Source organism: Enterobacter sp. Taxon_2, from assembly GCF_058355295.1.
Map to the genome: position 1 here is coordinate 4125935 of NZ_CM178024.1, position 20741 is coordinate 4146675.

At 57.1% G+C, this 20741-nt stretch carries 23 protein-coding genes and 1 tRNA gene; 16 read left to right on the top strand and 8 right to left on the bottom strand.

All coding sequences use genetic code 11. The features are described 5' to 3' along the window. Positions 1-22 precede the first annotated feature (22 nt). Complete coding sequence (locus AC4IC4_RS19525; RefSeq protein WP_157189737.1) at positions 23-1264, top strand: multifunctional CCA addition/repair protein; 1242 nt, start codon at positions 23-25, stop codon at positions 1262-1264. 10 nt (positions 1265-1274) lie between these two features. Here the strand turns inward: AC4IC4_RS19525 and bacA are convergent, their stop codons facing one another. Together bacA and folB are read right to left on the bottom strand one after the other, a co-directional pair. Then, positions 1275-2096, bottom strand: a complete 822-nt coding sequence (bacA, locus tag AC4IC4_RS19530; RefSeq protein ID WP_024906482.1) for an undecaprenyl-diphosphate phosphatase — start codon at positions 2094-2096, stop codon at positions 1275-1277. A 105-nt stretch (positions 2097-2201) separates the two neighbouring features. Next, complete coding sequence (gene folB, locus AC4IC4_RS19535; RefSeq protein WP_032645073.1) at positions 2202-2570, bottom strand: bifunctional dihydroneopterin aldolase/7,8-dihydroneopterin epimerase; 369 nt, start codon at positions 2568-2570, stop codon at positions 2202-2204. Between the two features lie 107 nt (positions 2571-2677). Between folB and plsY the strand changes: the two genes are divergently transcribed. After that, on the top strand, positions 2678-3298 hold the full coding sequence (gene plsY, locus AC4IC4_RS19540) for a glycerol-3-phosphate 1-O-acyltransferase PlsY (RefSeq protein WP_023309216.1): 621 nt from the start codon (positions 2678-2680) through the stop codon (positions 3296-3298). An 84-nt stretch (positions 3299-3382) separates the two neighbouring features. Further along, positions 3383-4849 (top strand): MFS transporter, encoded by a 1467-nt coding sequence (locus tag AC4IC4_RS19545; RefSeq protein ID WP_491471743.1) that lies wholly within the window; start codon positions 3383-3385, stop codon positions 4847-4849. Positions 4850-4887: 38 nt separating this feature from the next. On the opposite strand, the gene AC4IC4_RS19550 is transcribed toward AC4IC4_RS19545, so the two are convergent. Beyond that, positions 4888-5310 carry a MarR family winged helix-turn-helix transcriptional regulator gene (locus AC4IC4_RS19550; protein WP_023617355.1) on the bottom strand — a complete coding sequence of 141 codons (423 nt, stop codon included), beginning with the start codon at positions 5308-5310 and terminating at the stop codon, positions 4888-4890. A gap of 148 nt (positions 5311-5458) precedes the next feature. Here AC4IC4_RS19550 and AC4IC4_RS19555 point away from each other — a divergent pair, with 148 nt between their 5' ends. The 9 genes from AC4IC4_RS19555 (at position 5459) to ureG (ending at position 12113) form a co-directional block, all read left to right on the top strand. Further along, positions 5459-6472 (top strand): alpha/beta hydrolase, encoded by a 1014-nt coding sequence (locus tag AC4IC4_RS19555; protein ID WP_491471744.1) that lies wholly within the window; start codon positions 5459-5461, stop codon positions 6470-6472. Between the two features lie 149 nt (positions 6473-6621). Further along, positions 6622-7449 carry an urease accessory protein UreD gene (locus tag AC4IC4_RS19560; RefSeq protein WP_491471745.1) on the top strand — a complete coding sequence of 276 codons (828 nt, stop codon included), beginning with the start codon at positions 6622-6624 and terminating at the stop codon, positions 7447-7449. A gap of 10 nt (positions 7450-7459) precedes the next feature. Further along, on the top strand, positions 7460-7762 hold the full coding sequence (locus tag AC4IC4_RS19565) for an urease subunit gamma (protein WP_003862556.1): 303 nt from the start codon (positions 7460-7462) through the stop codon (positions 7760-7762). Between the two features lie 10 nt (positions 7763-7772). Next, the gene (locus AC4IC4_RS19570) at positions 7773-8087 is read left to right on the top strand and encodes an urease subunit beta (RefSeq protein ID WP_491472843.1); all 315 of its coding nucleotides are present in this window, start codon (positions 7773-7775) and stop codon (positions 8085-8087) included. Then, positions 8080-9783 carry an urease subunit alpha gene (gene ureC / locus AC4IC4_RS19575; RefSeq protein WP_491471746.1) on the top strand — a complete coding sequence of 568 codons (1704 nt, stop codon included), beginning with the start codon at positions 8080-8082 and terminating at the stop codon, positions 9781-9783. The genes AC4IC4_RS19570 and ureC overlap by 8 nt, the downstream gene beginning before the upstream one ends. Before the next feature lie 9 nt (positions 9784-9792). Beyond that, complete coding sequence (ureE, locus tag AC4IC4_RS19580) at positions 9793-10263, top strand: urease accessory protein UreE (RefSeq protein ID WP_491472844.1); 471 nt, start codon at positions 9793-9795, stop codon at positions 10261-10263. Positions 10264-10272: 9 nt separating this feature from the next. Beyond that, a complete protein-coding gene (locus tag AC4IC4_RS19585) occupies positions 10273-10812 on the top strand; it encodes a HupE/UreJ family protein (protein ID WP_491471747.1) in 540 nt (179 codons plus the stop codon). Beyond that, the gene (locus AC4IC4_RS19590) at positions 10812-11486 is read left to right on the top strand and encodes an urease accessory protein UreF (protein WP_491471748.1); all 675 of its coding nucleotides are present in this window, start codon (positions 10812-10814) and stop codon (positions 11484-11486) included. Before AC4IC4_RS19585 ends, AC4IC4_RS19590 begins: the two co-directional genes overlap by 1 nt. A 9-nt stretch (positions 11487-11495) precedes the next feature. Beyond that, positions 11496-12113 carry an urease accessory protein UreG gene (gene ureG, locus AC4IC4_RS19595; protein WP_024906473.1) on the top strand — a complete coding sequence of 206 codons (618 nt, stop codon included), beginning with the start codon at positions 11496-11498 and terminating at the stop codon, positions 12111-12113. Positions 12114-12200: 87 nt separating this feature from the next. Here the strand turns inward: ureG and tsaD are convergent, their stop codons facing one another. Continuing rightward, complete coding sequence (gene tsaD, locus AC4IC4_RS19600; RefSeq protein ID WP_032650276.1) at positions 12201-13214, bottom strand: tRNA (adenosine(37)-N6)-threonylcarbamoyltransferase complex transferase subunit TsaD; 1014 nt, start codon at positions 13212-13214, stop codon at positions 12201-12203. A gap of 236 nt (positions 13215-13450) precedes the next feature. On the opposite strand from tsaD, the gene rpsU reads away from it, so the two are divergent. From rpsU to rpoD, 3 genes are all read left to right on the top strand, one after another. Beyond that, positions 13451-13666, top strand: coding sequence for a 30S ribosomal protein S21 (gene rpsU, locus AC4IC4_RS19605; RefSeq protein WP_001144069.1), 216 nt, complete (start codon positions 13451-13453; stop codon positions 13664-13666). Between the two features lie 115 nt (positions 13667-13781). Continuing rightward, positions 13782-15527 carry a DNA primase gene (gene dnaG / locus AC4IC4_RS19610; RefSeq protein ID WP_320732147.1) on the top strand — a complete coding sequence of 582 codons (1746 nt, stop codon included), beginning with the start codon at positions 13782-13784 and terminating at the stop codon, positions 15525-15527. A 153-nt stretch (positions 15528-15680) separates the two neighbouring features. After that, positions 15681-17528 (top strand): RNA polymerase sigma factor RpoD, encoded by a 1848-nt coding sequence (gene rpoD / locus AC4IC4_RS19615; RefSeq protein WP_023309228.1) that lies wholly within the window; start codon positions 15681-15683, stop codon positions 17526-17528. Between the two features lie 535 nt (positions 17529-18063). Here the strand turns inward: rpoD and mug are convergent. Continuing rightward, entirely contained in the window at positions 18064-18570 is a 507-nt protein-coding gene (gene mug, locus AC4IC4_RS19620) for a G/U mismatch-specific DNA glycosylase (protein WP_029741755.1), read from the bottom strand. A gap of 125 nt (positions 18571-18695) precedes the next feature. Between mug and AC4IC4_RS19625 the strand changes: the two genes are divergently transcribed. Continuing rightward, a tRNA-Ile gene (locus AC4IC4_RS19625) sits at positions 18696-18771 on the top strand. Between the two features lie 82 nt (positions 18772-18853). On the opposite strand, the gene AC4IC4_RS19630 is transcribed toward AC4IC4_RS19625, so the two are convergent. The 3 genes from AC4IC4_RS19630 to AC4IC4_RS19640 all read right to left on the bottom strand — a co-directional run bounded on the left by AC4IC4_RS19630 (position 18854) and on the right by AC4IC4_RS19640 (position 20737). Beyond that, positions 18854-19054 carry an ogr/Delta-like zinc finger family protein gene (locus AC4IC4_RS19630; RefSeq protein ID WP_032650280.1) on the bottom strand — a complete coding sequence of 67 codons (201 nt, stop codon included), beginning with the start codon at positions 19052-19054 and terminating at the stop codon, positions 18854-18856. Between the two features lie 67 nt (positions 19055-19121). Then, entirely contained in the window at positions 19122-20276 is a 1155-nt protein-coding gene (locus AC4IC4_RS19635; RefSeq protein WP_048990830.1) for a phage late control D family protein, read from the bottom strand. Then, entirely contained in the window at positions 20273-20737 is a 465-nt protein-coding gene (locus tag AC4IC4_RS19640; protein WP_024906449.1) for a phage tail protein, read from the bottom strand. The genes AC4IC4_RS19635 and AC4IC4_RS19640 overlap by 4 nt, the downstream gene beginning before the upstream one ends. Positions 20738-20741 lie beyond the last annotated feature (4 nt).

The window sequence follows — 20741 nt, forward strand, 5'->3', positions numbered from 1 at the left end:
AGAGAAAACGGGAGAGTTGGGCGTGAAGAGTTATCTGGTCGGTGGTGCGGTACGTGATGCGTTGTTAGGTCTGCCGGTCAAAGATAAAGACTGGGTGGTGGTTGGCGCCACCCCTGAAGAGATGCTCGACGCGGGCTACCAGCAGGTAGGCCGCGATTTTCCCGTGTTCCTGCACCCGAAAAGCCGTGAAGAGTATGCTCTGGCGCGTACCGAGCGGAAATCGGGCTCGGGCTATACGGGCTTCACCTGCTATGCCGCGCCGGACGTGACGCTGGAGCAAGATCTCCTGCGCCGCGATCTCACCATCAACGCGCTGGCGCAGGACGAGCACGGGCAGATCGTTGACGCCTATGGCGGTCAGGACGATCTGCGCAACCGTCTTTTACGTCACGTCTCCCCGGCGTTTTCTGAAGATCCGCTCCGCGTGCTGCGCGTGGCGCGCTTTGCCGCGCGTTACGCCCATCTCAGTTTCCGTATTGCCGATGAGACAATGGCGCTGATGACCGCCATGACCGAGGCGGGCGAGCTTGAACACCTGACGCCAGAGCGCGTCTGGAAAGAGACGGAAAATGCGCTCACCACGCGTAACCCGCAGGTCTTTTTCCAGGTCCTGCGCGACTGCGGCGCGCTGAAGGTGCTGTTCCCGGAAATAGACGCGCTGTTTGGCGTACCTGCCCCGGCAAAATGGCACCCGGAAATTGATACCGGCATACACACGCTGATGACCCTGAGCATGGCGGCCATGCTCAGCCCTGACGTGGACGTGCGCTTTTCCACCCTGTGCCACGATCTCGGCAAAGGCTTAACGCCAAAAGAATTCTGGCCTCGCCACCACGGGCACGGTCCGGCAGGGGTGAAGCTGGTCGAGGGGCTGTGCCAGCGTCTGCGCGTGCCGAACGAGATCCGCGATCTGGCGAAACTGGTGGCCGAATTCCACGATCTGATCCACACCTTCCCCATCCTGAAACCGGCCACCATCGTTAAGCTTTTCGATAACATCGACGCCTGGCGCAAACCCCAGCGCGTAGAGCAAATCGCGCTGACCAGCGAAGCTGACGTGCGCGGGCGTACCGGGTTTGAAGCGTGCGACTACCCGCAGGGACGTTTACTGCGTAAAGCCTGGGAGGTGGCGAAAGCGGTGCCCACGAAGGACGTTGTCGAGGCGGGATTCAAAGGACCGGAAATTCGCGAAGAACTCACGAAACGGCGAATTCAGGCGGTGTCTGACTGGAAAGAAAAGCATTGCCCTCAGCCAAAAGACTGAGGGCCATCGGTCAGAAGAAGACCACGTACACCGCAGCCGCGACGATAAAGCGATAGATCGCGAACGGAATAAACGAGATACGCTTAATCAGCTGCAGGAAGGTTTTGATGGCAATCAGCGCCACGATAAACGCGGTGATGAAGCCAACGGCGAACATCGGAATGTCGCCAGCCGTCAGGAAGTGATAGCTCTTATAGACGTCGAGTACGGTGGCGCCCATCATCATCGGCACCGCCAGAAGGAACGAGAACTCTGACGCGGCGTAACGGCTTACGCCCATCAGCATCCCGCCGGAGATGGTAGCGCCTGAACGCGAGAAGCCCGGCCACAGCGCCAGACACTGGAAGCAACCAATGATAAACGCCTGACGATACGTCATATCGTCCAGACCTTCCGCGCGCGGCGTTTTTGGCTTCAGCACTTCCGCGGCGATCAGCAGGAAGCCCCCCACCACCAGCGCGTACATCACGTTAATTGGGTTAAACAGCGATTTGATGGCGTCGTGGAAAACCAGGCCCAGCACCACCGCAGGTATCATCCCGAGCAGAATATGGATCAGCGACAGGCGACCTTTACTCATCCCTTCGTGCTGCGGCGGACGGCCAAAATGGATACCGATCAGACCAAACAGACGGCGCCAGAACATCACCACCACCGCCAGAATAGACCCCAGTTGGATCACCACTTCGAACGTTTTGGCGGTATCGCCTTCAAAGCCCAGCAGATGGCCAACGATAATCATATGGCCCGTACTGGACACCGGCAAAAACTCCGTCAATCCTTCGACCACACCCAGTATTGCCGCCACCAGCAGCGAGTGCATATCGCTCATCTATAAACCCCTAAAAAGATATAAAAAAACGGTGTCCCATACGGACAACCGATAAGATACAGTCCTGAGACCGGTATAACCTAAATTGGTTTAGCAATTATGACGTTAATTCTTGCCTTTCAGATTTGTGCCACGCTCAATGATGACGCCAACGTTGGCGGCGCGCGCCACCGCGCCCGGTTTACTCAGCTTGATGCGCACCCACGGTGAGTTGAATTTTTTCAGCAGCAATTCTGCGACTTCTTCCGCCACCCGTTCGACGAGAGCAAAACGTTGCCCTTCCACATGGTTGATGACCGTTTCACTGATGTCGGCATAGCTCAGACAGTCGTTCACGTCATCGCTTTTTGCCGATTTGCGGTTATCCCAGCCCATTTCGATATCGAACACCAGTTTCTGCTCGATGGTCTGTTCCCAGTCGTAAACACCAATAGTGGTGATTACCGAAAGTTGCTCTATAAATACAATATCCATCACGACCTGCCTGCTTTTTGGCTAAACCGGATACCACTTCCGGCGAATTATGCGTATTATCCACAGATGCTGAGAATACAGATACATTTTCAAAACGGAACAGCGTTATGAGTGCAATCGCGCCTGGAATGATCCTCCTCGCCTATCTTTGCGGCTCAATCTCCAGCGCCATTCTGGTCTGCCGCATTGCCGGGTTACCTGACCCGCGTGAAAATGGTTCCGGGAATCCGGGGGCGACCAACGTACTACGAATTGGCGGCAAGGGAGCAGCCGTAGCGGTTTTGATTTTTGATGTTCTGAAAGGGATGCTACCCGTCTGGGGCGCGTATGCGCTGGGCGTCACGCCGTTCTGGCTGGGGCTCATTGCTATTGCTGCCTGCGTCGGCCACATCTGGCCCGTATTCTTCGGCTTTAAAGGCGGCAAAGGTGTGGCGACCGCCTTTGGTGCCATTGCCCCCATTGGCTGGGACTTAACCGGCGTCATGGCCGGGACCTGGCTTCTGACCATTCTTCTGAGCGGCTATTCGTCGCTGGGCGCTATCGTCAGCGCGCTGATCGCCCCGTTCTACGTCTGGTGGTTCAAACCCCAGTTCACCTTTCCGGTGTCGATGCTCTCCTGTCTTATCCTGCTGCGTCATCACGACAATATCCAGCGCCTGTGGCGTCGTCAGGAGACCAAAATCTGGACGAAGCTCAAGAGGAAGAAAAAAGACGCTCCGAAGGGTTAGTTATGCCTTATAGCCAAATGTGATTTTGGTCACCTTCTGCCTGTGGTAACTGTTAGGGACACAACACAACCGCATAAGAAGAAAATGGCTGAAATCACAGAATCTACTCCCCTTTCAACGGCAGGTATTCCCCCTGATGGCGACATCCAGTGGGTTCGCAGCGCATCGGATGTATCACGCCTCGTTAATGACGGTTCTCAGGGCCGGGCAAACGCCCGTATCGTGGTCGGTATCGCGCTGGGCGGAATTTTCCTCGATGCCTACGATCTGGGCGCGCTGGCATTCGGCATTAAAGACATCACCCGCGAATTTAACCTGACGCCCGCCGGTACCGGTATGGTGGCCTCGGCCATTACCTTTGGCGCCATTGTCGGGGCGCTGCTTGGCGGTTACCTCACGGATAAAATCGGGCGCTACCGCGTTTTTATGGCTGATATGGTGTTCTTCGTGGTGGCCGCTATCGCCTGTGCACTGGCTCCGAACGAATATGTGCTCGCGGGCGCCCGCTTTGTGATGGGGCTGGGGGTTGGGATCGACCTTCCCGTGGCGATGGCGTTTTTAAGCGAGTTCGCCAGGCTGAAAGGGCCCGGCAATAAGGCCTCCAGCGTCGCGATGTGGTGCCCCACCTGGTATGCCGCCATCAGTATCTCCTACCTGCTGGTGCTTTTCTTCTACGCCGTGCTGCCGGAAAGCCACAGTGACTGGCTGTGGCGTTTGATTCTCGGCTTTGGCGCGGTGCCCGCGCTGGTGATTATCGCCATCCGCAGCCGCTATATGAGCGAATCTCCGGTCTGGGCGGCGAATCAGGGCAACCTGAAAGAGGCGGCGTCCATTTTACGCCAGTCGTATAACATCAATGCCCACGTGCCGCAGGACGCGCTCAGCCAGCCCGCACCTGTCGTGAATAAAGCGAAATGGTCAAACTATCTGAACCTGTTCCGCGGCATCTACTTACGCCGCACGACGCTCGCCACGCTGCTGTCCGTCGTCTCCTCGTTTGCCTATAACGCGGTGGCGTTTGGCCTGCCGGTGATCATCTCCAGTTTCTTTGTCCAGTCGATGCTAACCACCATCCTGATATCTCTGGCGCTTAACCTGCTGTTTGCCTTCGTTGGCGGACTGCTGGCGGTACGCTACGTACCGCGCTTCGGTGCCTGGCGGATGTCGCTTGCGGGTTATGCCTGCCAGCTGGTCGCGCTGCTGGGACTGGCGCTGATTGGCCGCCCTGAAGGCACCTCTGAAGGGGTACTCGCCGTCGCGATGCTGGCGCTATTCCTGTTCGGTCAGGGCTTTGGCCCGGGCGCGCATACCATGACGTTCGCCTCGCTGAGCTACCCGACCTCGCTGCGCGGCGTGGGTGTGGGTCTCAACCAGACGCTGATGCGCAGCAGCTCGACGCTGTCGCTGTTCCTGTTCCCGCTGCTGGTCGCCTCGCTGGATACCGCTGTGTTCTGGGTAATTGCCCTGGCGCCGTTTATCGGCCTGGCCTCGCTGCTGGCAATCCGCTGGGAGCCGTCCGGGTATGATGTGGATGCGGAGGATTACCGCTAATGACCTCGCTTCGGTGGGTTAACCCCACCGAAGGGTTCTTACAAATCATCCAGCAGCGTTCGGGAAAGTTTCTTCAGCATCTCAAGCTCTTCATCATTCATCCGCATGCTGCAGCGTATCTGGTCCGGCAGCGCCATCACCTGCTTTTTCAGTGCGTTAGCCTTTTCCGTCAGAACGACATTTTTCATTCTTTCGTCACCCACAACCGCGATACGGTTGAGAAACCCTTTTGCCTCAAGCTTTTGCACCAGCGGGGTCAATGTGCCCGAATCAAAAAACGTCTTATCGCTGAGATCGCGAAGTGGAATGTTGTCTTTCTCATAAAGCGCCATTAAAACAACAAATTGCGGATAGGTGAGATCCATTTCCTGCAATAAGGGACGATATTGCCGAACGAACGCGTTGGTGACCGAGTACAGTGAGAAGCAAAGTAAATCATCTAACGTCTTGTTTTCTTTCATTTCTCTTTCAACCCTTAGTCAGTTTTATAAAAAAATTATAAATAAAGTTTGACTAAAAGTATCTTGCGCGCAAGTATTATAACAACAACTTAATAGCGCACTATTTAAATAACGTCACTGTCTAACACTCGCTTAAAGAGGTACTACCATGAAAACATTAGCCGCCATCCTGGTTTCTTCCGTGTTCGCGTCTGCTGCCGCGTCCGCTAACACCACCAATACCCCTACCCCGACCGCAGGTGTACAGGCATTTCTTAATATTCTGAATTCGGGCAAGGGTAAGCCAATGGAACAGATGACCCCGCAGGAGGCCCGCCAGGTACTGATCGGCGCACAGCAAGGCGCAAAACTGCCGCCCGCTCAGGTTTCAGAAAAGACGATCCAGGTAAATGGTCAGGCGATCAAACTGAAAATAGTGAAACCTGAAAACGCGACCGGCACGCTCCCGGTATTTATGTTCTTCCACGGCGGCGGCTGGGTGCTGGGTGATTTCCCAACCCACGAACGCTTAATCCGAGATCTCGTTCGCGCGTCAGGTGCCGCAGCGGTTTACGTTGATTACACGCCGTCACCTGAGGCCCATTTCCCGGTGGCCATTCATCAGGCTTTTGAAGCGACAAAATGGGTAGCCGAGCACGGTCAGGAAATTGGCGTGGACGGTAGCCGTCTGGGTCTGGTCGGTAACAGCGTGGGCGGCAATATGGTAGCTTCCGTGGCGCTGCAGGCAAAACAATTTAATGGGCCAAAAATTCGCTACAACGTCATGCTCTGGCCTGTGACAGATGCGAATTTTGATACTGCCTCGTATAACCAGTTTGAGAACGGCTATTTCCTGTCGAAAAACATGATGAAATGGTTCTGGGATAACTACACCACCAACGCGGCCGATCGCAACAATATCCTTGCCTCTCCGCTTCGCGCCAGCGCCGCGCAGTTGAAAGGCTTCCCGGAGACGCTGATTCAGACAGCAGAGCTGGACGTTCTGCGGGATGAAGGTGAAGCATTCGGGCGTAATCTGGATGCGGCTGGCGTCCCGGTGGCCGTCACGCGCTATAACGGCATGATCCACGATTACGGCCTGCTCAATCCACTGAGCGAAGAGCCTACGGTCAAGGTAGCCCTGGAGCAGGCTAGTGCAGCGCTGCATGAGCACCTGAAATAACGGCATCGCGATATTTGTCGGACAGCACGCCCCCGGGGCGTGCTTTTTTGTTTCTTCTTAACCGTCATCCATAAGCGACTCATATGACAGCCTTCATTTCCGCCAGGGCATACTGAAACGTATCCCGATGGTGTGGAAATGGATGCAGCATGTTAGCAGCTCAGGTCACTGATAATTCGCACAAAGGCTGGCAAGCGTCGCTTGCCTTGCAGTTTTGTCACACCCCTGAGAAAACCCTCCTGCACTCCGCCCACCACGTCGGGCCGCTTACCGTTCAGCGTCCATTTTATCCCGAAGGGGAAACCTGCCACCTTTATCTGCTGCACCCGCCGGGCGGGGTTGTGGGCGGCGATACGCTGGATATCACCGTGCGTCTGGACGCCAAAAGCCATGCGCTTATCACCATGCCCGGCGCCAGCAAGTTCTATCGCAGCAGCGGCCCACAGGCTCGCCTGAATCAGCATTTTTATCTCGAGGAAAATTCCACCCTGGAGTGGCTGCCGCAGGACACGATTATTTTTCCCGGCGCGAATGCCGCGCTGCGCTCCGTTTTCCACCTGAAGGCCTCCAGCACGCTGCTGGCATGGGAGCTGTACTGCCTGGGCCGCCCGGTGATAAACGAAACCTTCAGCCACGGCACGCTGGAGAGCCGTCTTGAGGTGTGGGTAGATGACGAGCCGCGCCTGATTGAGCGTCAGCACCTTAGCGACGGCGATCTCACGCCCGTCGCCGGGCATCCGTGGCTCGGCACGCTGCTGTTCTACCCTGCCCAGGAAGAACATCTCGAGGCGGTGCGTGAACGCCTCGCACCGCTGGAAAATTATGCAGGTGCAACGCTCACCGATGATCTGCTGTCGGTCCGTTTTCTCTCCCACGATAACCTGATTTGTCAGCGGGTGATGCGCGACGTCTGGCAGTCGCTTCGCCCACTTCTCACCACCAAGACCGCCTGTTCGCCGCGTATCTGGCAGACATAAGAGAAACGTTATGGAACTGACCCCCAGAGAAAAAGACAAGCTGTTGCTGTTCACCGCCGCGCTGGTTGCCGAACGCCGCCTTGCGCGCGGGGTAAAGCTCAATTACCCGGAATCGGTCGCGCTGATCAGCGCCTTCATCATGGAAGGCGCGCGCGATGGTGAAACCGTCGCCTCGCTGATGGAGGCGGGCCGCCACGTCCTGACGCGCGACCAGGTAATGGAGGGCGTCCCGGAGATGATCCCGGATATTCAGGTCGAAGCCACCTTCCCGGACGGATCGAAGCTCGTCACCGTCCATAACCCGATCGTCTAAGGAGCGCATGATGATCCCTGGCGAATATCAGATCCAGCCTGGCGCGATTGCGATCAACGTCGGGCGCAAAACCCAAGCCGTGATTGTCGAAAACCACGGCGACAGGCCGATCCAGGTCGGATCGCACTACCACTTTTACGAGGTCAACCCGGCGCTGAAGTTCGATCGGGAAGCCACCAAAGGCTACCGGCTGAACATCCCGGCAGGCACCGCCGTGCGCTTCGAGCCCGGCCAGAAGCGGGAAGTCACGCTGGTTCAGGTCGCCGGCGCGCAGCGCATTGTCGGCTTTCGCGGCGAGGTGATGGGCGAGGTGAAACATGGCTGAGATTTCACGCCGGGCCTATGCCGATATGTTCGGCCCCACAACCGGGGATAAAGTGCGGCTGGCCGACAGCGAGCTGTGGATCGAAGTGGAAGACGATCTCACGGTCTACGGCGAAGAGGTTAAATTCGGCGGCGGGAAGGTGATCCGCGACGGCATGGGTCAGGGGCAGATGACCGCAGACGGCTGCGTGGATCTGGTGCTGACCAACGCGCTGATCGTCGATCACTGGGGGATCGTAAAAGCCGATATCGGCGTCAAGGACGGGCGGATCTTTGCCGTCGGTAAAGCCGGAAACCCGGACATTCAGCCCGGTGTGACGATCCCGATTGGTGCCGCAACCGAAGTGATTGCCGCCGAAGGAAAGATCGTCACCGCTGGCGGGATCGACACCCACATCCACTGGATCTGCCCGCAGCAGGCGGAAGAGGCGCTGGTCTCCGGCGTCACCACCATGATCGGCGGCGGCACCGGACCCGCGGCGGGCACCAACGCCACCACCTGCACGCCGGGGCCGTGGTATATCGCCCGCATGCTGCAGGCTGCCGATACGCTGCCGGTGAATATCGGCCTGCTCGGCAAAGGTAACGGCTCCAGCCCGGATGCCCTGCGCGAGCAGATTGCCGCCGGCGCCATCGGGCTTAAAATCCACGAAGACTGGGGCGCGACGCCTGCGGCGATCAACTGCTCGCTGGAGGTGGCCGAAGAGATGGACATTCAGGTGGCGCTGCACAGCGACACGCTGAACGAGTCCGGGTTTGTCGAAGACACGCTGGCCGCCATTGGCGGGCGCACCATTCACACCTTCCACACCGAAGGGGCGGGCGGTGGCCACGCGCCGGATATCATCACCGCTTGCGCGCACCCGAATATTCTGCCCTCTTCCACCAACCCAACGCTGCCCTACACGGTCAATACCATCGACGAGCATCTCGACATGCTGATGGTTTGCCATCACCTCGACCCGGATATCGCCGAGGACGTGGCGTTTGCAGAATCCCGCATTCGCCGGGAGACCATCGCCGCTGAAGACGTGCTGCACGATATCGGCGCGTTCTCGCTCACCTCGTCAGACTCTCAGGCCATGGGCCGCGTCGGGGAAGTGATTATCCGCACCTGGCAGGTCGCGCACCGCATGAAGGTCCAGCGCGGCGCGCTGCCGGAAGAGACAGGCGAGAACGATAACTTCCGCGTGAAGCGCTATGTCGCCAAGTACACCATTAACCCGGCGTTGACCCACGGTATCGCCCATGAAGTGGGTTCGATTGAGGCGGGCAAGCTGGCGGATCTGGTGGTCTGGTCCCCGGCGTTCTTCGGCGTCAAACCCGCCACCATCGTCAAGGGCGGGATGATCGCCTGCGCGCCAATGGGGGATATCAACGCTTCAATCCCCACGCCGCAGCCGGTGCATTACCGCCCGATGTTTGGTGCGCTGGGCGCCGCGCGCCACGCCACCCGACTGACGTTTGTCTCGCAGGCGGCCAGTGCGAACGGCATCCTGCAGCAGCTCAACCTGCAAAGCGCCACCGCGGTGGTAAAAGGCTGCCGGACGGTGAAAAAGGCGGACATGATCCACAACGGGCTGCAGCCGAATATCACCGTCGACTCGCAAACCTACGAGGTGCGCGTCGACGGCGAACTGATTACCAGCGAACCGGCTGACGTTCTGCCGATGGCGCAACGCTATTTCCTGTTTTGAGGAGTGATGATGATCTATTTAACCCAACGCCTGGATCATGCGCACCCCGTCACCGCCAGCGTCACGCTGCCGATTGACGTGCGGGTGAAAAGCCGCGCCCGCGTATCGCTGAACGACGGCCGCGAAGCCGGGCTGATGCTGCCGCGCGGCCTGCTGCTGCGCGGGGGCGACCTGCTGACCACCGACGACGGCAGTGAGGTGATCGAAGTGATCGCCGCCCCGGAGTCGGTTTCCGTGGTGCGCTGCGCCGATCCGTTCCTGCTCGCCCGCGCCTGCTACCACCTGGGCAACCGCCACGTGCCGCTGCAGATCATGCCCGGCGAGCTGCGCTATCACCACGACCATGTTCTCGACGACATGCTGCGCCAGTTCGGGCTGGACGTGGGCTACGCCAGCCTGCCGTTTGAACCGGAAGCGGGCGCGTATGCCAGCGATGCCCACGGCCATAGCCATAGCCATTCTCACGCTCATTCACATTAAGGACTAATCATGCGCAAGTATTTACCGCTGTTACTGCTGGCTTTTTCCGTTCCCGCGCTCGCGCATCCCGGCCACGGCGCCGACAGCTTTCAGGCCGGTTTTTTCCATCCGCTGACCGGGCTGGATCACCTGCTGATGCTGACCGGTGCAGGCGTGCTCTCGGCGCTGAGCGGTCGCAAACTCCTGCTGCCGTTTGCCACCCTCGGGATGATGCTTGTCGGCGCCATTGCGGGCAGCCTGCTCGGCGGCTTCAGCGGCATGGAGATGCTGATTATCGCCTCGCTGGCGGTCAGCGGCGTGATGATGTTTAAAACGGAAAATCGTCTGCTGCTGGCGGTGCCTGCCCTGGCGATGTTCCACGGCTGGGCGCACGGCGTGGAGATGTCCGGCCACAGCTTCTGGCTCTTCACCAGCGGCTTTATGCTGGCCAGCGCCGCGGTGCTGTGCTCCAGCTTTGCCGCAGGGCTGCTGCTGCGCCGTCACGACGGCCTGCGTAAAACCTTCGGCGGCGGGCTGATTGTCTCCGCCCTGCTGGCGCTGATGAGCTGATGGAGCACGCCCGCCAGAGGCTGCGCCTGATGCAGCTCTCCAGCAGCAGCCTGCCGGTCGGGTCGTTTACCTGGTCCCAGGGGCTGGAGTGGGCCGTTGAGGCGGGCTGGGTCACGGACGCCGGGGCCTTTAAACGCTGGCAAATACAGCAGATGGAGCAGAGCTTTTTCTGCGTCGATCTGCCGCTGTTTCACCGTCTCTGTCAGGCCAGCGATCGGCACGATCTGGCAACGGCCAAACGCTGGACGGCATACCTTCTCGCCTGCCGGGAAACGCGTGAGCTGCGGGAAGAGGAGCGCAACCGTGGGGCGGCCTTTACGCGACTGATTAAGAGCTGGGAACCTGACTGTCCGCCCGAATGGCTGCCGCTGTTTATGCAAAGCCAGCTCTGCGGCATGGCCTGGCTCGGCGTACGCTGGGGCATTAGCGTGCGCGAGCTGGCGCTGAGCCTGGGATACAGCTGGATTGAGAGCGCGGTGATGGCAGGCGTCAAGCTGGTGCCGTTTGGGCAGCAGGCCGCACAGCAGCTGATTATCGAACTGAGCGACCACTACGCCGCTGGTTTTGAACAGGCATTTTTACATCGCGACGACGCGCTGGGGGCAGCAACGCCGCTGTCCGCCATCGCCTCCGCGCGCCACGAAACCCAATATTCACGACTATTCCGTTCCTGAGGAGTCAATATGGCTGATTACAAACATCCCCTGCGCGTGGGCGTGGGCGGCCCGGTAGGGTCGGGCAAAACCGCGCTGCTGGAAGCGCTCTGCAAGGCGATGCGCGATACCTACCATCTTGCGGTGGTGACCAACGATATCTACACCAAAGAGGATCAGCGCATTCTGACCGAGGCGGGCGCGCTGGCGCCGGAGCGCATTGTGGGCGTGGAGACGGGCGGCTGTCCGCATACCGCCATCCGTGAAGATGCCTCAATGAACCTGGCGGCGGTGGAAGCGCTCAGCGAGAAATTCGGCAACCTGGATCTGATCTTCGTTGAAAGCGGCGGGGATAACCTGAGCGCGACGTTCAGCCCGGAGCTGGCGGATCTGACCATCTACGTGATCGACGTGGCCGAAGGGGAAAAAATCCCGCGCAAGGGCGGGCCGGGGATCACCAAATCCGATTTTCTGGTGATCAACAAAACCGATCTCGCGCCGTACGTCGGTGCGTCGCTGGAGGTAATGGAGCGCGACACCAACCGCATGCGCGGCGAGCGTCCATGGACCTTTACCAACCTGAAGGCGGGGGACGGTTTAGCGACGATTATTGCGTTTCTGGAAGAGAAAGGGATGCTGCGGGTGTAGTGCGGTTTGTTGCCGGGTGGCGGCTTCGCCTGAACCGGCCTACAAAACCGTAGGCCCGGTAAGCGCAGCGCCACCGGGCAAAAAAACTCACGCCTCAGGCAGTTCCGCCAGCGGCCAGCGCGGACGCACGGACACGCTCAGGTCAGACGTTGCGCCAGCGTTCAGGCGCACCATACCCGCGTAGGCGATCATCGCCCCGTTATCGGTACAAAATTCCGGACGGGCATAGAACACTTCCCCGCGACGCTTTTGCATCATCTCGGCAAGCTTCGCGCGCAGCGTACGGTTGGCGCTGACGCCACCAGCCATCACCAGACGCTTAAAGCCGGTCTGATCCAGCGCGCGCTTGCACTTGATCATCAGCGTATCCACCACCGCATCTTCAAACGCGCGGGCGATATCGGCGCGGGTCTGCTCGCTGTCATCGTTATTGCGGATCGTGTTGGCCGCGAAGGTTTTCAGCCCGGAGAAGCTGAAGTCCAGCCCCGGACGGTCGGTCATCGGGCGCGGGAAGACAAAGCGCCCTTCCGTTCCCTGTGACGCCATTTTCGACAGCATCGGCCCACCAGGGTAATCGAGTCCCAGCAGCTTGGCGGTTTTGTCGAACGCTTCACCGGCGGCATCGTCGATCGACTCGCCCAGCAGCTCGTATTTGCCAATGCCCGTTACGCTAATCAGCTGCGTGTGACCGCCGGAGACCAGCAGCGCCACAAACGGAAATTCAGGCGGATTCTCTTCCAGCATCGGCGCCAGAAGGTGCCCTTCCATATGATGAACCGGGATCGCCGGCACATCCCACGCGAAGGCCAGCGAACGGCCAACCGTTGCGCCAACCAGCAGCGCGCCGACCAGGCCCGGGCCTGCGGTATACGCCACTGCATCAATCTCTTTTGCCGTTAATCCTGCTTCTTTCAGCGCCGCCTGAATCAGGGGAACCGTTTTACGCACATGGTCACGAGAGGCCAGTTCAGGCACGACGCCGCCGTAGTCAGCGTGCAATTTCACCTGACTATACAGCTGGTTGGCCAGAAGCCCTTTTTCGTCGTCGTAAATGGCGATGCCGGTTTCATCGCAGGATGTTTCAATACCCAGTACACGCATGACTTGTTTTACCTCGTTTCAATACCGCGCAGTGTAGAGCCTGGGCGGGTTGATGTAAAACTTTGTTCGCCCCAGGAAGAAGGCTCGTGTATACTCCTCACCCTTATTAAAGTCCCTTTCAAAATCGCATCGGTGCTTTACAAAGCAGCAGCATTTGCAGTAAAATTCCGCACCATTTTGAAATAAGCTGGCGTTGATGCCAGCGGCAAACCGAATTTATTAAAGGTGAGAGTTACATGCCGGTAATTAAAGTACGTGAAAACGAGCCGTTCGACGTAGCACTGCGTCGCTTCAAACGTTCATGCGAGAAAGCAGGTGTTCTGGCTGAAGTTCGTCGTCGTGAGTTTTATGAAAAACCAACGACCGAACGTAAGCGCGCTAAAGCTTCCGCTGTGAAACGTCACGCGAAGAAACTGGCTCGCGAAAACGCACGCCGTACTCGTCTGTACTAATTGGTTGAGGGCCTCAGCCCTCAATTGACAGACAGAGTAATAGTCGTAAGGCCGTGCTTCCGGAAGGAATGCGCGGCTTGTTTTCGTTTATAAGTCGCTTAAAATTTTGGGGCATATGGCCGGAAGAATCCCACGCGTTTTCATCAATGACCTGCTTGCCAGAACCGACATCGTCGATCTCATCGACGCGCGGGTAAAGCTGAAAAAGCAGGGCAAGAACTACCATGCGTGCTGTCCGTTCCATAACGAAAAAACCCCCTCCTTCACCGTAAACGGTGAAAAGCAGTTCTACCATTGCTTCGGCTGTGGCGCACACGGTAATGCCGTCGATTTTTTGATGAACTACGACAAGCTCGAGTTCGTTGAAACCGTCGAAGAGCTGGCGGCGATGCATAACCTTGAAGTGCCGTATGAAGCAGGCAGTGGGCCAAGTCAGATCGAGCGCCATCAACGGCAAACGCTGTATCAACTGATGGATGGCCTGAATTCGTTTTACCAACAGTCTCTTAAGCACTCTGCGGCTGAGCCTGCGCGTCAGTATCTGAACAAGCGCGGACTGAGCGACGATGTCATTGCGCGCTTCGCTATTGGCTACGCCCCGCCCGGCTGGGACAACGTGTTAAAGCGTTTTGGCGGCAATAGCGAAGATCGTAAGTCTCTCATCGATGCAGGCATGCTGGTCACCAACGACCAGGGACGAAGCTACGACCGCTTCCGCGAACGGGTGATGTTCCCAATCCGCGACAAGCGAGGCCGGGTAATTGGTTTTGGTGGTCGCGTGCTGGGTGATGCCCTGCCGAAGTACCTCAACTCCCCGGAAACCGATATTTTCCATAAGGGCCGCCAGCTTTACGGTCTTTATGAGGCGCAGCAGGATAACGCGGAACCTCCGCGTCTTCTGGTCGTCGAAGGCTATATGGACGTCGTGGCACTGGCGCAGTACGACATCAACTACGCGGTTGCGTCGTTAGGAACGTCCACGACAGCGGATCACATTCAACTGCTGTTCCGCGTGACCAACAACGTCATCTGCTGTTACGACGGTGACCGCGCAGGACGCGACGCCGCCTGGCGCGCGCTGGAAACCGCGCTACCCTATATGACCGACGGGCGTCAGCTACGCTTTATGTTTCTGCCCGACGGTGAAGACCCGGATACGCTGGTGCGTAAAGAGGGCAAAGCGGCGTTTGAAGCGCGGATGGAGCAGGCTCAGCCGCTCTCCACGTTTTTGTTTAACAGCCTGATGCCGCAGGTCGATTTGAGTACCCCTGACGGGCGCGCGCAGCTCAGCACGCTGGCGCTGCCGTTAATCAGTCAGGTGCCCGGCGAAACGCTGCGCATCTATCTGCGTCAGGAGTTAGGCAACAAGCTCGGCATTCTGGATGACAGCCAGCTTGAACGTTTAATGCCTAAACAGGCTGAAAACGGCGCGGTTCGCCCCGCGCCTCAGCTAAAACGCACAACCATGCGTATACTGATAGGGTTACTGGTGCAAAACCCGGAACTGGCGCCACAGGTGCCGTCGCTGGCGGGTTTGAACCAAGAAAAATTGCCCGGACTTGGCTTATTTTCAGAACTGGTCAACACGTGTTTGTCTCAGCCAGGTCTGACCACCGGACAACTTTTAGAGCATTATCGCGGCACAAAAGAGGCCGCTACCCTTGAAAAATTGTCGATGTGGGACGATATAGCAGATAAGGATATTGCAGAAAAAACGTTCACCGACTCACTCAACCATATGTTTGATTCGATGCTTGAGCTGCGCCAGGAAGAGTTGATAGCTCGCGAGCGCACACACGGTTTAAGCAGCGAAGAACGCCGGGAGCTCTGGATGATTAACCAGGAACTGGCGAAGAAATAAAAAATTTAACGGCTTAAGTGCCGAATATCGATCGGGAAGCCCCCGGCAGCCGCACTGAGAGGCAGCGGCAAAAATATAAGTACGCCCTCGCTTTAAAGGTTGGCAGCCCCATCGCCGACACCAATCAAACGAATTAAGTGTGGATACCGTCTTATGGAGCAAAACCCGCAGTCACAGCTGAAACTTCTTGTCCAACGTGGTAAGGAGCAAGGCTATCTGACCTATGCCGAGGTCAATGACCATCTGCCGGAAGATATCGTCGATTCAGATCAAATCGAAGACATCATCCAAATGATCAATGACATGGGCATTCAGGTGATGGAAGAAGCACCGGATGCCGATGATCTGTTGCTGGCTGAAACCTCCAACAACACTGACGAAGATGCGGAAGAAGCTGCTGCACAGGTACTGTCCAGCGTGGAATCTGAAATCGGGCGTACCACTGACCCGGTCCGCATGTACATGCGCGAAATGGGTACCGTTGAACTGTTGACCCGCGAAGGCGAAATTGACATCGCAAAACGCATCGAAGACGGGATCAACCAGGTTCAGTGCTCTGTTGCCGAGTACCCTGAAGCGATTACCTATCTGCTGGAGCAGTACGATCGCGTTGAAGCGGAAGAAGCGCGCCTGTCTGACCTGATCACCGGTTTTGTCGACCCGAACGCTGAAGAAGATATGGCGCCTACCGCCACTCACGTCGGTTCTGAACTGTCTCAGGAAGAGATGGATGATGACGAAGACGAAGATGAGGAAGAGAGCGACGACGACACCGCGGATGATGACAACAGCATCGACCCGGAGCTGGCGCGTGAGAAGTTTGCCGAGCTGCGTACCCAGTACGAAGTGACGCGTGACACCATCAAAGCGAAAGGCCGCAGCCATGCTGCCGCACAGGAAGAAATCCTGAAACTGTCTGAAGTATTCAAACAGTTCCGCCTGGTGCCAAAACAGTTCGACTACCTGGTAAACAGCATGCGCGTGATGATGGATCGCGTACGTACCCAGGAACGCATCATCATGAAGCTGTGCGTTGAGCAGTGCAAAATGCCGAAGAAGAACTTCATCACCCTCTTCACCGGCAACGAAACCAGCGAAACCTGGTTCAACGCGGCTATCGCGATGAACAAGCCGTGGTCTGAAAAACTGCACGACGTGAAGGACGATGTGCATCGCGGCCTGCAGAAACTGCATCAGATTGAAGAAGAGACTGGCCTGACCATCGAGCAGGTTAAAGATATCAACCGTCGTATGTCCATCGGTGAAGCGAAAGCCCGCCGTGCGAAGAAAGAGATGGTTGAAGCGAACTTGCGTCTGGTTATCTCTATCGCCAAGAAATACACCAACCGTGGTCTGCAGTTCCTGGATCTGATTCAGGAAGGCAACATTGGTCTGATGAAAGCGGTAGATAAGTTTGAATACCGTCGTGGTTACAAGTTCTCCACCTACGCAACCTGGTGGATCCGTCAGGCAATCACCCGCTCTATCGCGGATCAGGCGCGCACCATCCGTATTCCGGTGCATATGATTGAGACCATCAACAAGCTCAACCGTATTTCCCGCCAGATGCTGCAGGAGATGGGCCGCGAGCCGACGCCGGAAGAGCTGGCCGAGCGCATGCTGATGCCGGAAGACAAGATCCGTAAAGTGCTGAAGATCGCCAAAGAGCCAATCTCCATGGAAACACCAATCGGTGATGATGAAGATTCACATCTGGGTGATTTCATCGAGGATACCACCCTCGAGTTGCCGCTGGACTCTGCCACCACCGAGAGCCTGCGTGCCGCAACGCACGACGTGCTGGCTGGCCTGACCGCCCGTGAAGCGAAAGTCCTGCGTATGCGTTTCGGTATTGATATGAACACCGACCACACGCTGGAAGAAGTGGGTAAACAGTTCGACGTTACCCGCGAACGTATCCGTCAGATCGAAGCGAAGGCGCTGCGTAAACTGCGTCATCCAAGCCGCTCTGAAGTGCTGCGTAGCTTCCTGGACGACTAATCCAGGTAAACAGCAAAAAGCTCCCAATCGGGAGCTTTTTTTTTGTTTATTCCTTCTCCCTGTGGGATGTGGGATCCCCTCAAAATAATGGCTGCACGGACGACCCCCTCTCCCTTGAGGGAGAGGGATGGGGTGAGGGGGAACCTACGGCTGTGGTGGTCATTCCGTTCACTTTATGTTCCTTGCTACTCTGTAACGACATGACCAGTGAACGTGCCAGGGTGGCTCAGTCGCCACCACCCTGGCGACCCGGGCTCCCGGCGGTAAATCGCCGCTTCGCGGTACCCTCAGCTTATTCCTTCAGGCTATCGGGTCGGGCATGAGCCTGCATCCCTGCAGGCCACGCCCTCTCGGCGCATCCCTGCGCCTCGCCCCGGCCTTACGGAAACGCTTCGGCGATTTACAGCCGGACCAGGGCGTCGCTGTAAGTTATTAATTTTGCTGAAGCAACGTTCATCGCTTCAGGGAAAATTACTGGGGAACCCTCAGCCCTGTGGGAGAGGATTAGGGTGAAGGCATCAGCCCGCAGAGGCCCCTAAAGCCCCCGCACCATCAGCGCCTCATCCAGCTCCCGATACGCCTCTACCAGCTTATCCAGCGTCGCTCTGTTGAGCCCGCTTGGATTTGGCAGCACCCATACCTGCGTAACGCCAATCATGATGCTCTGTTTGCCCCACTGCGTTCCGCGCTGGCTAAACGCCTGCTCGTAGGCCTGCTTGCCGAGGATCGCCAGCGCGGCCGGCTGATAATCCTCTATCTTCTTGATCAGCTCCCGCCCGCCGCTGCGCAGCTCATGCAGGTTGACCTCACTCGCCTGCACCGTAGGCCGCTCAACCAGCATGGTGATCCCGCAGCGCGTGTCCAGCAGATGCTGCTCCTCTTCGGGCTTGAGTAGCCTGTCGGTGAACCCGGCCTGGTAGATCACCTTCCAGAAGCGATTGCCCGGATGGGCGAAGTGAAAACCGGTGTGCGCCGAGGACTTGCCCGGGTTGATTCCGCAGAACACCACCCGCAGGCCTGGGGCCAGAATATCGTTGATCATCTTTACTCCCGCTCGATACATCGTCAGGGAAGTATAAAGGATTGATTATGCGTTGTTTATAAAAACAGCAGGCAGGTGTGAATGGCTGGATTGCTGCGGGGAGTTACTTTATAATTCACCGCCACGGCCCCTTAGCTCAGTGGTTAGAGCAGGCGACTCATAATCGCTTGGTCGCTGGTTCAAGTCCAGCAGGGGCCACCAAATTTTAGCAGTAGAATCATATGATTAAGCCACTCGATTGAGTGGCTTTTTTATTGGCTTTTTTGAGCCGGTGACGCAGCCGCTAACCCTGATTCAGCGAAGCCGTCTGGACACGTTCAGAAACACCGGGGGTCGCAATCAGGCGCTCCACGGACTCCATCGTCACGAACGTACAGCTGCAGTCCACATTGGTGCACTGGTGATAGCGCTCTTTGGTATTTTCACTTAGATAGCGACTGGTACGCGCATGCGCAGAGTGCTTGCACTTAGGACAATGAAACATGTACCCCTCCACTTGATTCACATTTTGTGAATCAATAATACCCAAAATAAAACCAATAGCAACTGTATTACTCACTATCAACAGTAAATTTTTCGTCAGTGGCATTCAGTTCAAGCTTAAGCTGCGTGGTAAATCCGCTATCGTTGAGGGTATGCACCACCTCGCTGATGATCCACGCCTGCTCGTCAATAACGCGTTTAAAACCGTTTACCAATACCGGCGTTTCGGGGTACAGATCGGCTCGCCCCAGCGCCAGTTGGATAGAGAAATTCACGGTACCCCGCTGCAGCGCGCGCCACTTCGCCTCTGCGGCCCTGAGAGCCTGCTCTTCAGAGGCATACACCGTGGTGAGCTCAAATACGTTTTCCGCCGATCCCACCAGCCTCTCTTGCGGCTTCTGCTCCTTGCCTCCCGTTTCTGCAATCGGCACGGCGGCATCCGGGTGCTGCAGCCCCTCTGTCGCTTGCCCCTCAGGCAGACGATTAATACTCAATTGAGTATTTTGCTGTTTTGGGTCGCGCGTTTGCAGCCATTTGGCCGTCACGCCGGAATAGTTTTCACGATCGGCAACGTAAAAAAGGTGCTTATCGCCGTCACCACGCTCAATCATCATTAAGGGGATCGGCGTGCCGCTGGCCGTCACGGCGTGCCCCGCTTTCATAAAAATAACCTTGCCGGCTTTGATTGAAACAAAGGCACCATTACGTTCGGCCAGGCGGGTGAGAAACGCAGCGTCGGTCTCCTGAGACTGATCGATATGAGAAATAGCAATCGATGAAAGTCCCGCCGCAACGCTGGCAGTTAACTGGTTACGCTGAGCGATAGTATTGACTATCGCGCCGATCGTCGTGTCATGCCACGACTGTTCGCGCCGCACGTTTAGCTTTCCACGAAAATCAGCACTGCATCCCCGAATGGTCAGCGTGTCCGGCGCGCCCCGAAATTCAATTGTATCGATCGTAAAGTTCCCTTTCGGCTGGAGCGGGGTTCCCTCCCATCCCAGCCATAAGGAGAGCCTTGCCCCCCGGGCCGGCAAGTCTAACAGCCCGTCGGAATCATCCAGTTGAATATCCAGCTGATCGGCTTCCAGTCCACGTTTGTCGATCATGCTCAGACTGATAAGACGATGGCTGAAATTTTGTGTGATATCGCGATCGTCAAGCTTAAGCATAAAATCAGGGGCGATTTTCCCACCCGCCCGGATATTCATTTCGGTGATCATCCCACCAGCCCTCCAATGCTATTACGTGCGCTCGTCACCAGCTCTTCGGCCTGGGTTCTCAGATCGCCAAACATCGTCATCAGCGATTCGTCCACGCGTTTCAGTTCCAGCGTAAAATTAATTTTTCGGGCAGTACCGTCACTGTAAAAATCCGAATGCGTATGCGTGACTTTCTCAATGATAAACATGCCGTGAATGATGCCGGTTCCGTCTATCAACGGCCATGCCCTCCCCTCATTCGCCATCAGCTCAACCGCCTTGAGGGAAAGCCGCCCTCCCGTGAGTTCAGGGTAAAGCAGTCCGGAGAGGGTAAAAGATGTCTCGCCTTCGCCAAGGTACTGCCAGGCTTTAGGTTTCCCGATCCGATTGTTGGACGCCCAGCGATAATCCTTTGTAAACTGCATTGTCTGATAGGGTAAGGTTCGTCGTTCAAAGACAAACAGACCCAGCACCATTAACATTTTC